At 68.3% G+C, this 11,498-nt stretch carries 8 protein-coding genes and 2 tRNA genes; 5 read left to right on the top strand and 5 right to left on the bottom strand.

Annotated features, from left to right (window positions below):
• Window positions 1-15 precede the first annotated feature (15 nt).
• Window positions 16-89: transfer RNA gene (locus AC2VON_RS02065), tRNA-Met, on the bottom strand.
• A gap of 52 nt (window positions 90-141) precedes the next feature.
• Window positions 142-214, bottom strand: a tRNA-Thr gene (locus AC2VON_RS02060).
• Window positions 215-342: 128 nt separating this feature from the next.
• Here AC2VON_RS02060 and AC2VON_RS02055 point away from each other — a divergent pair.
• A complete protein-coding gene (locus AC2VON_RS02055; protein ID WP_486951448.1) occupies window positions 343-1,059 on the top strand; it encodes an MBL fold metallo-hydrolase in 717 nt (238 codons plus the stop codon).
• 61 nt (window positions 1,060-1,120) lie between these two features.
• The gene (locus AC2VON_RS02050) at window positions 1,121-1,984 is read left to right on the top strand and encodes a hypothetical protein (RefSeq protein WP_486951447.1); all 864 of its coding nucleotides are present in this window, start codon (window positions 1,121-1,123) and stop codon (window positions 1,982-1,984) included.
• Between the two features lie 20 nt (window positions 1,985-2,004).
• Here AC2VON_RS02050 and AC2VON_RS02045 read toward each other — a convergent pair whose 3' ends face one another.
• Window positions 2,005-3,069: a patatin-like phospholipase family protein gene (locus AC2VON_RS02045; RefSeq protein WP_486951446.1), complete on the bottom strand. Its 1,065-nt coding sequence runs from the start codon at window positions 3,067-3,069 to the stop codon at window positions 2,005-2,007.
• 29 nt (window positions 3,070-3,098) lie between these two features.
• Window positions 3,099-3,551: a cyanase gene (gene cynS, locus AC2VON_RS02040; protein WP_486951445.1), complete on the bottom strand. Its 453-nt coding sequence runs from the start codon at window positions 3,549-3,551 to the stop codon at window positions 3,099-3,101.
• A gap of 38 nt (window positions 3,552-3,589) precedes the next feature.
• On the opposite strand from cynS, the gene AC2VON_RS02035 reads away from it, so the two are divergent.
• A complete protein-coding gene (locus AC2VON_RS02035; protein ID WP_486951444.1) occupies window positions 3,590-4,081 on the top strand; it encodes a redoxin family protein in 492 nt (163 codons plus the stop codon).
• A 141-nt stretch (window positions 4,082-4,222) separates the two neighbouring features.
• Here the strand turns inward: AC2VON_RS02035 and AC2VON_RS02030 are convergent, their stop codons facing one another.
• Window positions 4,223-4,993, bottom strand: a complete 771-nt coding sequence (locus AC2VON_RS02030; protein WP_486951443.1) for a class I SAM-dependent methyltransferase — start codon at window positions 4,991-4,993, stop codon at window positions 4,223-4,225.
• A 70-nt stretch (window positions 4,994-5,063) separates the two neighbouring features.
• Between AC2VON_RS02030 and recC the strand changes: the two genes are divergently transcribed.
• A complete protein-coding gene (recC, locus tag AC2VON_RS02025) occupies window positions 5,064-8,390 on the top strand; it encodes an exodeoxyribonuclease V subunit gamma (RefSeq protein ID WP_486951442.1) in 3,327 nt (1,108 codons plus the stop codon).
• Between the two features lie 8 nt (window positions 8,391-8,398).
• Window positions 8,399-11,498: UvrD-helicase domain-containing protein (locus tag AC2VON_RS02020; RefSeq protein WP_486951441.1), on the top strand; the 3,100-nt coding region annotated here is incomplete at its 3' end.

Raw genomic sequence — 11,498 nt, 5'->3', positions numbered from 1 at the left:
GTCGTTGTTGCGTTGTAGCGATGGCCGGACTCGAACCGGCGACCTAACGATTATGAGTCGTTCGCTCTAACCGACTGAGCTACATCGCCTCGGGGCCACATTGCCTTCGTTGTGGGCCGCCAGCGGGCCCGGCGTCCACCGAGCCCCCTAACGGAATCGAACCGTTGACCTTTTCCTTACCATGGAAACGCTCTGCCGACTGAGCTAAGGGGGCCGTGTCCTGCTGCCTGCGGCGACCTAGTTCGGGCATTTCCGGGGCGCCACAAGCCGGTAAAGAGGGTACCGCCTGGCCGGCAACGTAGCCAAACCCCAGGTCGCCAACCGCAACGTTAGGCTAGACGGGTGCCTGATTCGGATCGGCTGTACTTCCGCCAGCTGCTGGCCGGCCGTGATTTCGCGTCCGGCGACATGTTCGCGGCGCAGATGCGCAACTTCGCCTATCTGATCGGGGACACCGAAACCGGCGACTGCGTGGTCGTCGACCCTGCCTACGCCGCGGGCGACCTGGTCGACGCGGCCGAGGCCGACGACATGCGGCTGTCCGGGGTATTGGTCACCCACCACCATCCCGACCACGTCGGCGGGGAGATGATGGGCTTCGCGCTGAAGGGCCTGACCGAACTGCTGGAGCGGGTCAGCGTACCCGTCCATGTCAACGCCCACGAAGCGCTGTGGGTCTCCCGCGTCACCGGGATTAACGTGGCCGACCTCACCGCGCACGAGCACGGCGACAAGGTCGACGTCGGGGCCGTCGAGGTCGAGCTTCTGCATACACCCGGCCACACACCGGGCAGCCAGTGTTTCCTGCTGGACGGTCGGTTGGTCGCCGGCGACACGTTGTTTCTGGAGGGCTGCGGACGCACCGACTTCCCCGGTGGCGACTCCGACGAGATGTATCGCAGCCTGCAGCGACTGGCTTCGCTGCCCGGCGACCCCACCGTGTACCCCGGGCACTGGTATTCGGCCGATCCGAGCGCCGCGCTATCGGAGGTGAAGCACTCCAACTACGTCTACCGGGCCACCGACCTGGACCAATGGCGTATGTTGATGGGCGGTTGAGTCGGTGGTGTGGCAGGCCGACGCTCTGCGATCAGCGGATATAGGCGGTAGGGTGCGTTCGATGGGGTCGATCGAAGACGGCTGGGACAGCGTGACCGGGGCAGGGTCGGGCACCTGGTTGGCCTGGGCGGCGTGGCTTGCGCTTTTGCTCGCCATAGTTGTCGTGATCTACCTGGGCCGGCAACTGCGACGCAGCCACCGGTTGGCCGTCGAGCGGACCCGCCCGCACGTGACGATGTTCATGGAACCGAATGCGGCCGACTGGCACGTGGTCGAGTTGGTGGTGCGGAACTTCGGCCAGACCCCGGCCTATGACATCCGGTTCGAGTTTGCACAGCCCCCCACCGTCGCACGCTACGAGACGGCCGCCGACGGCTACGCCGACGTCGTCGCAGTGCAACTGCCACCCCAACTGCCGGTGCTGGCGCCGGACCAGGAGTGGCGCACGGTGTGGGACTCGGCGATCGACCGCACCGAACTCGGTGGTGCCATCGGGTCACGGTTCACCGGGGTGGTGGCCTACTACGACAGGCCGGAACGTCCCCGGGGATGGCGACCGTGGCGCCGTCAGCGGCCCCGGTTCGAGAACAGGGTCGTGCTGGACTGGAGGGACCTGCCGCCGGTGCAGCGTGTCGAGTTGATGACGACACACGACCTGGCCAAGCGGGAGAAGCAGAAGCTGGAATTGCTGCGCGGCCTGCTGACCTACTTCCATTACGCCTGCCAGGAAACCCGTCCCGACGTGCTTCGCGGCGAGATCGACCGGGTCAACCGCACAGTGCGAGAGACCAAGGACCGGTTGCAGAGCCGCGAAGCCCCGGCCAACGACGCCCCCAGCACCCTCAACACCGTCAACACCGTCAACACCGAAGCCACTGTGCGATTGGATGGTGGCACCAGCGTGGCGGGCAAACACCAGAGCTGACCTCGGCGGGCCGACACGCTTTAGCGTTTGGCGTCGGCGTCGGGGTAATGGCCCCGGCGGAACCGGTCCAGGTAACCCGGCCAGTCCCAGGTGTCCAGGAACCGCTCCGCTGCCGCGTAGCCGTTTTCGTAGAGCTCTTCCAAACGTGCCCGGTCAAGGCCGAAGTCGAGCACCCCGACGTCGGTGGCGTTGACCCGGATGGCCCGCGCACTGACCCACGGCTGGTTCAGATAGGTCTGGTCGTGGCCGACCAGGATGGTGGTGATCAGATTTTCCAGCAGATGCGACTGCCCGAACAGCCGCAGCGGCTTCAAGACCGGGACCAACTCGTCGATGCCCCCGGTGGCCCCGTCGGTCCAGGTAAGTTCCGGCACCACCGTGACGCCGAACGTGGGCCACAGTGGCAGCCGGCCGTCCAGGCGGTCGAAGGTGTAGATCGGGAAGTTCGACAGCACCCCACCGTCGACCAGGGTGGACTTACGACCGCCGGCGCTGGTCAGGGTCACCGGGCGGTAGAAGAACGGGACGGCCATCGATGCCCGGACCGCGTCGGCCACCGGCTGCTCGTCGGGATCCAGACCGTAAACCCGCCGGTAGTCCCACGGCAGGCGCACCAGTTGGCCGATCGTCAGGTCGGCGACGCTGACCACCGCCTTGTACCGCCGCTCCTCCAACAGCAGGTCGGCGTCGTAGGCCAGGTCGCCCCAGGTGGTCACCCCCAAGTTCTTCAGCTCGGCGCGGATCCAGTCGTGCGCGACGTCACCGCGGGATAAGGCGGTGTCGCGCAGGAATCCCCACACCGGCCCGGCCAGCGGGATCGGCGCCGCGTCGCGCCACTTGCGCAGCGGCACCGACAGCGCCAGTTCCCTGACCTCCGCGGCGGTCAGCTGGTCACCCTGGGAGGCGGCGGCCAGGATCGCCCCCACCACCGAGCCGCCCGACACACCCGAGACCCGCTCGACCGAATATCCGGCGTCCATCAGCGCGACGATCGCGCCCACCAGGCCGATGAACCGGACGCCGCCGCCGGACAGCACCAGGTCGGCGGTCAACGGCTGGGTTTGCTTCGATCGGCGCTCTGCCATCGGCTGCCTTCGGTTTCCCGACGTTGCGGTCAGTCCGCCGAATCCCACTCATAGGCCAGGAACTTTCCGTCGAAAGTCACCACCACCCGATCACCCTTGGGGTGCGGTTTCTTTTCGAAGTCCACGCTGAAATTGATCGCACTCATGATCCCGTCGCCGAACTGCTCGTGGATCAGTTCCTTGATCGCGTGCCCGTAGACCTGAACCGCCTCGTAGAGGCGGTAGATGGTGGGATCGGTCGGCACCGCCGTCGGTAGCCCGCCGCGCATCGGCGGGCCGGCCAGCACCGGCACCACCGAGGCGTCCAGACCCAGCATGTCGGCCAGGACTTCGCCCAGCTCGGTGGGGATGGGCTGCTGGCCGAGCAGTGCCGACGTCGTCCACACCACCGGTTTTTTGATCGCGTCGGCCAGTTCCTGCCAGGTCAGCCCTTTCGCCAGCCGGGCAGCGATGATCTGTTCGGTAATCTCGGCCCTGTTCATAGCTCCCAGCATGCACTGGATCGGGAGGATCCGTCACGGTGTACCGCTTGATCGCCGCGCTCGTGGCCGTGATTTCACTGGTGGCAGGGTGCGCGTCGGGGTCTTCGCGGACCGCCGACGCGCCCGGCACCCAGTTGCAGTTCACCGCCGAAACCCTGGACGGCCAGCCGTTCTCCGGCGAGTCCCTGAAGGGCAAACCGGCTGTGCTGTGGTTCTGGGCGCCGTGGTGCCCGACGTGTCAACGCGATGCGCCGCTGGTCGCCCGGGTGGCCGCGGCGAACCCGGCGGTGACGTTCGTGGGGGTGGGCGCGCAGGACAAGCTGCCGGAGCTGCGAGCGTTCGCCGCCAAGTACGGGGTGGACAAAATCACCGAGTTGGCCGACACCGACGCGGCGGTGTGGACAAAGTTCGGTGTGACCCACCAGCCGGCGTACGCGTTCGTCAGCGCAGAAGGCGCCGTCGACGTGGTCAGGGGCTCGCTCTCCGAATCCGAGTTGACGGCGCGGGTGCACGCGCTGACCAGTCGGTGATTAATACCGCCACACTGGGTTTCGCGCTGGGCGACATTGACTCCATTTGGCCTCTACCGACCAACAAAACCGCCAGCAGTTCCCAACCCGTGCGGGTTTGCCTTCCTGGTGGTTGCGGGCCCGTAACCGATCACGCATCGGCTAAACCGGCTTCGTCGCGTAACCCGGCTTCGTCGCGGTGACCAGGCGGGTGGCGGCCCAGGGACCGCCATACCACATTCGCCAGCCGAGGTTGCGGCGCCGCACGTCGCGCCAGCCGATTTCGCGTAGGTACGCGGCATGCTTGCCGGTCTCCCACATGTCGGCGATCGCCAGTCGGCCGCCGGGCCGTAGCACCCGGACCGCCTCGGTCAGCGCACGGCGGCGGCCGTCGGAGTCGGAGACGTTGTGGATGGCCAGGTTGGAGACGACCACGTCGACGCTGGCATCGTCGAACGGCAGATCGGTCATGTCGGCGGTGTGCACCTCGACCCGGTCGGCGACGTTTTCCAGCCTGGCGTTGGCCAGCACGGCGTCAGCGGAATTGCCGGTCTGGTCGGCCTGCCACAGGTCGACGCCGATGGCGTGGCCGCGGGGCAGCCGCTTGGCCGCGGCGAGCAGCACGGCGCCCCGGCCGCAGCCCATGTCCAGCAAGGTTTCGTCGCCGCGCAGCCGCAGGCCGTCGAGGATGCGTTCCCACACAATGAATTTGCCGGCCCGAGTGGCGTGGAGATAGAGAGCTAACTGCGCGACGATAAAAGCGCTCGCCACGCCCGCCAGTGCCGCCGTCCACCGCCTGCCGCGGCCCAGGCTCACCGCGGACCACACCGCCAGGGCAGTACATCCGGCGCCGAAACCTACCGCCTGTGTCCGTGCGGAGACGGTGTGAAACGATCCGTCGACTCCGTAATCACCACGATGTGCCCTTGCCACGACACCATCATGGCAGGGGCTGTCCTGCTAGGGGCCGTCCTGTCGGTGCGCCGGTCTATGGTGACCCTCGATGGCCCTTCACGTTCACCGCGCCGAACGCACCGACCGGCTCGCCGACCGGCTCGGCGCGCTGCTGTCCCAACCGCTGGGCGATCCGTTCGCCGAGGAGCTGGTGTTGGTGCCCGCGCACGGGGTGGAACGCTGGCTATCCCAGCGGCTCTCCCATGTGCTCGGCCGTGCCCACGGCGGCGACGGGGTCTGCGCCGGGGTGGCGTTCCGCAGCCCAGGTTCGCTGATCGCCGAGATCACCGGCACCGCTGATGGGGATCCCTGGTCACCTGAGGCGATGACGTGGCCGCTGCTGGAGGCGATCGACGCCAGCCTCAACGAACCCTGGTGCCGGACGCTGGCAACACATTTGGGCCACTTCCACCGCACTGGCGAGGCGGAGCTGCGGCGGGGACGGCGCTACGCGGTGGCACGGCGGCTGGCCGGCCTGTTCGCCTCCTATGCCCGCCAGCGCCCGCAGCTGCTGGTCGACTGGCTCGACGAACGGGCCAGCGACGGGGCCGGCGGTGACCTCGACGGCGACCTGCACTGGCAGCCTCCGCTGTGGCGGGCACTGGTGGAGGCGGTAGGCGTCGATCCCCCGCACGTCCGGCACGCGAAAACCGTTGCCCGGTTGCGGGAGGCGCCCTCGGAGAACCTGCCGCCGCGCCTGTCGCTGTTCGGACACACCCGGCTGGCGTGCACCGACATCGAGCTGCTGGACGCGCTGGCCACCCACCACGATGTGCACCTGTGGCTGCCGCACCCGTCCGACCAGCTGTGGCAGGCACTTACCGCCATCCACGGCGCGGTGCCGCGCAGCGACCATGACAGCCAGGCGAAGGCCGAACATCCTTTGCTGCAGACACTCGGCCGCGACCTGCGTGAGCTGCAACGTACGTTGCCGGGCAACCCGCAGACCGACGAATACCTCAGTGGCGCTGAGGTATTCGAGGCTTCCGGGACCCTGCTGGGCTGGCTGCAATCCGACATCGCGGCCAACCAAGTGCGGCCGGACGGGCGGGTGCACGACGGCGCCGACCGGTCCGTTCAAGTGCACTCCTGTCACGGGCCGGCTCGGCAGGTCGACGTGCTGCGCGAGGTGCTGCTCGGGCTGCTCGAGGACGACCCCACGCTGGAACCGCGCGACATCCTGGTGATGTGCCCGGACATCGAAACGTACGCGCCGCTGATCATCGCCAACTTCGGGCTGGGTGAGCTGGCCGGGGAGACCCATCCCGCGCACCGGCTGCGGGTCATGTTGGCCGACCGGGCGCTCACCCAGACCAACCCGCTGCTCGGGGTGGCGGCCGAGCTGCTGGGCATCGCCGAAAGCCGGGCCACCGCATCCCAGGTGCTCAACCTGGCGCAGACCGCGCCGGTGCGCAACCGCTTCTCCTTCACCGACGACGACCTGGAGACGATCACCACCTGGGTGCAAGAATCCAACATCCGCTGGGGCTTCGACGCCGCACACCGGGCGCCGTACGGGCTCGACGGCATAGTGCACAACACCTGGCGGTTCGGGCTGGACCGGATCTTGACCGGGGTGGCGATGTCCGAGGACTCCCGTGCCTGGCTGCACACCGCACTGCCACTAGACGATGTCGGCAGTAACCGGGTCGAGCTGGCCGGGCGGCTGGCCGAGTTCATCACCCGGCTGCAGGCGGCCGCCGACGAGCTGGGTGGCACCCGTTCGCTCGCCGAGTGGGTCGTTGCGCTCACCGACGCTGTCGCCAGCCTGACCCGCGTCCACGCCGACGACGCGTGGCAGCAGGGCGAACTGCAGCGGGAGCTGTCAGACGTGCTGGCGCAGGCCGGATCTCGCGATGAGACGCAGCTGCGGCTGTCCGATGTGCGGGCGCTGCTGACCGGTCACCTGGCCGGGCGCGCCACCCGGGCGAACTTCCGCACCGGCACCCTGACGGTGTGCACCATGGTGCCGATGCGCTCGGTGCCGCACCGGGTGGTCTGCCTGGTCGGCCTCGACGACGGGGTGTTTCCGCGACTGGACCACGTCGACGGCGACGACGTGCTGGGCCGGCGACCGCTGACCGGGGAGCGCGACATCCGTTCCGAGGACCGCCAGCTGCTGCTCGACGCCGTGTGTGCGGCCACCGGGACGCTGGTGATCACCTACACCGGCGCCGACGAGCACACCGGCAAAGCTCACCCGCCGGCGGTGCCGCTGGCCGAGCTGCTCGACGCGCTGGATGCGACAGCCGAGAAACCGGTGCGTGGCGACATCCTCATCCGGCACCCGCTGCAACCGTTCGATCGGCGCAACGTCACCCCGGGCGAGCTGGTGCCCGGTGTACCGTTCACCTTCGACCCGACCGCACTGGCCGCCGCCCAGGCGGTTGCTGGGGCACGCAGCACCGCAATACAATTCGCTGCAGCTCCGCTGCCGGTGTTGCTGCAGGACGATATCAGCCTGGCCGGCCTGCTGGACTTCTTCGGCGAGCCGGTCAAGGGTTTCTTCACCGCGCTGGACTACGCGCTGCCGTGGGACATCGACGGCATCGACGACGCGATGCCGGTCGCACTCGGTCCGCTCCAGGAGTGGCAGGTAGGTGACCGGATGCTGCGCGACATCCTGCGCGGCATGGAACGCGAGGTCGCCCAGGAAGCCGAGTGGCGCCGCGGCGCACTGCCGCCGCTGAAGCTGGGCTGGCGCCGGGCCGATGCGATCAGCACGACGGCCGGCGGACTGGCAGACCTGGCGGTCGAGTACCAGCGGGTGGATGCGGGCGCCTGCGACGTCGACATCGGCCTCGGCGACGGGCGTCGGGTCACCGGCACCGTCAACCGGGTGTTCGGCAATCGCGTCGTGACGGTGACGTATTCCAAGTTGTCGCCCAAATACAAGCTGAATACCTGGATTTCGCTGATTGCGCTGGCCGCCAACGGCTCCGACCGGGAGTGGAGCGCCTACTGCGTCGGCCGGGACAACAACGGCCAGGCCGATGTGTGCCGCTTGACGGTGCCACCCCACCCACTGGCAGTGCTGCGCGACCTGGTGCTGATCTTCGATGCCGGGCGCCGCGAGCCGCTGCCGCTGCCGCTGAAGACGTCGTACGCGTGGGCCCAGAAACGCGCCCAGGGCCGCCGCAACCCGGCGCCTCTAGCGGCCAGCACGTGGCGCAAGAAAAACAACCGGGGCAGAAGCATCGGGGAGAACACCAAGCACGCGCACGTGCGTGTGTGGGGACCCGACGCCCCCTTCGAGGTGTTGCTGAGCGACCCACCGCAACCCGGTGAGGAGATGCCCGACGAAGACACCCGCTTCGGTGCGCTGGCCGTCCGGCTGTGGGCGCCGCTGCTGGGTGCGGAGGGGAAGCCCTGCTGATGGTGTCGATGGACACCTTCGACCTGCTGGCGGCTCTGCCGGAGCCGAACTCCACCACGGTGCTGCAGGCCAGCGCCGGCACCGGAAAGACGTTCGCGCTGGCCGGCCTGGTCACCCGCTATATCGCCGAGACCGGCGCCCGGCTCGACGAGATGCTGCTGATCACGTTCAACAGGGCGGCCAGCCGGGAGCTGCGCGAGCGGGTACGCGACCAGATAACGACCGCCGTCGCCGCGTTGAACGGTCGGCGGGCGCCGGATAACACCCTGCTGGAACACCTGCTGCGCGGCAGCGACGAAGAGCGCAGCGTCTGGCGTTCGCGCCTGGCGCACGCACTGGCGACGTTCGACACCGCCACCATCGCGACCATCCACGAGTTCTGCGGCCTGGTGCTGAAATCTCTTGGGGTCGCCGGGGATACCGCCGCCGACGTCAAACTCGAGGAAGATCTCGACGATGTGATCACCCAAATCGTCACCGATCGATACCTCGCCCGGTTCGGCCGCGAGGACACCGACCCGGTGCTCGGCTTCGCCGACGCGCTCACCCTGGCCCGTAAGGTTGTGGCAGATCCGTGTGCCGAACTGCACCCGCGAAACCCTCAGCCCGGCAGCGGCGCCGACGTGCGGCGCAGCTTCGCCGACGACGTGCTCGCCGAGCTGGAGCACCGCAAAGACACACTGGGCATCCAGGGCTTCGACGACCTGCTTGTCCGGCTGGCAAAGGCCCTGAAGCCGTGGGACTCCGATGCTCGCGAACGGATGCGGAGACGTTGGCGCATCGTGATGGTCGACGAGTTCCAGGACACCGACCCGATCCAGTGGCAGGTCCTCGACCGTGCGTTCACCGGCCATTCGACGCTGATTCTCATCGGCGACCCCAAGCAGGCGATCTACGGGTTTCGCGGTGGTGACATCTACACCTATCTCAAGGCGGCGAGCGCAGCGGACCGCCAGTACACGCTGGACATGAATTGGCGCAGCGATCAAGCATTGGTCGACCGCCTGCAGGCGGTGCTCTCCGGTGCGGCGCTCGGTCACCCCGACATCGTCGTGTACCCGGTGCGGGCCGTCCGAGCCGGGCACCGGCTGGCCGGCGCCCCGCACAACGCAGCGTTTCGCCTGCGGGTGGTGCGCCGTAACACGCTCGGCTACCAAGGCACCGACACCATCCCGATCGACGTGCTGCGCGGACACATCGGCGCCGACCTGGCCGCCGATATCGGTGCCCTGCTGAACAGCGGCGCGACATTCGATGGCCGTCCGGTGCAAGCCGGTGACATCGCGGTGCTCGTCGACCGGCACCAGGACGCAGGGATCTGCCGGGATACGCTGGCCGAGGCCGGGATTCAAGCGGTCTACACCGGCGACAGTGATGTGTTCAAGTCGCAGGCGGCCGACGATTGGCTGTGCCTGCTGGAGGCATTCGACCAGCCGCACCGCAGCGGGCTGGTGCGTGCCGCCGCGATGACGATGTTTGTCGGCCACACCGCCGAAGAGCTTGTCCGCGGCGGCGACGAGCTGACCGACCGGATCGCCAGCACGCTGCGGGAGTGGGCCGACCACACCCGGTTCGGTGAGATTGCCGCCGTGTTCGAAGCGGCCAAGATGCACGGGATGGGCCGGCGGGTACTCGGGCAACACGGCGGCGAGCGCCAGATGACCGATCTCGCGCATGTTGCCGAGTTGTTGCAGGAGGCCGCACACCGGGACCGATTGGGCCTGCCCGGCCTGCTGGATTGGCTGCGCCGTCAGCGCGACGAAAACCGGGGCATCGCCGAGCGCAACCGCCGACTGGACAGCGACGCTGCCGCGGTGCAGATCATGACGGTGTTCGTGGCCAAGGGCCTGCAGTTCCCCATCGTGTACCTGCCGTTCATGTTTCGCCGGTATGTGCGCACCGACGACATCCTGTTGTTCCACGACGACAGCGGTAACCGCTGTCTGGACATCGGCGGGCGGAACGGCCCCGACCGCGCCTATGTCGTCCGACAGAATCGCCGGGAAAACTCGGACGACAGCATCCGGCAGGCCTATGTGGCGCTGACCCGGGCGCAGTCGCAGGTGGTGGCGTGGTGGGCACCGACCGTCGACGAGGCGAACGGCGGCCTGTCGCGGCTGCTGCGTGGCCGGGAAGCGCACGACCCCGAAGTGCCGATCCGGTGCACGTCGGGGATCTCCGACGAGGACGCCTGGACGGCATTCGCAAAGTGGCAGGCCATCGGCGGCCCGGTGGTGGAGGAATCGGTCGTCGGCCCGCCGGCCACGGGTGTGCCGCCGCAACGGCACGCTGCGTTGGCGGTGCGCCACTTTCATCGCAGGATCGACACCGGATGGCGACGTACCTCCTACTCGGCGCTGATCCGTCACGCCGACCAGGCCGGCGTGCACAGCGAGCCGGAGGTGACCGCCCGCGACGACGAGTCCGACGATGTCACGGTCACCCAGCCACCCGCGCCCGATGGCTCCGGCATCATCTCACCGATGGCGACTTTGCCCGGCGGCGCAACGTTCGGGTCGCTGGTGCACAAGGTGCTGGAGACCGCCGACCCGTTCGCCGCTGACCTTGTTGGCGAACTGGCGAGCCAGATTCGGCTCCATCAGGCGTGGTGGCCAGTCGATGTCGAGGCGGGCGAGCTGGCCGCGGCACTGGTACCGATGCATGACACCCCGCTGGGACCGCTGGCCAATGGGCTGACCCTGCGACAGATCGGAGGGGCAGACCGGTTGCGGGAGTTGGGATTTGAGATTCCCCTGGCCGGTGGTGACAGCCGCGGCTCGGCACCCGATGTGTGCGTCGGTGACGTGGGTCTGCTGCTGCGCGAACATCTCACCGCAGACGACCCGTTCGCCCCGTATGCCGACCGGCTGATGTCCGATGCGCTCGGCCACCAGCCGCTGCGGGGGTATCTCTCCGGTTCGCTCGACGTGGTGCTGCGGCTGCCCGGGCAGCGCTACCTGGTGGTGGACTACAAGACCAATCACCTCGGCGACACCGCCGCCGACTACGGCTACCCACGACTAGCCGAGGCGATGCTGCACTCCGACTACCCCCTGCAGGCGCTGCTGTATGTGGCTGTGCTGCACCGTTTCCTGCGCTGGCGCCAGC

The sequence above is a fragment of the Mycobacterium sp. TH-M82 genome (genome assembly GCF_057473605.1).
This window is presented reverse-complemented; position numbering and strand designations above follow the sequence as displayed.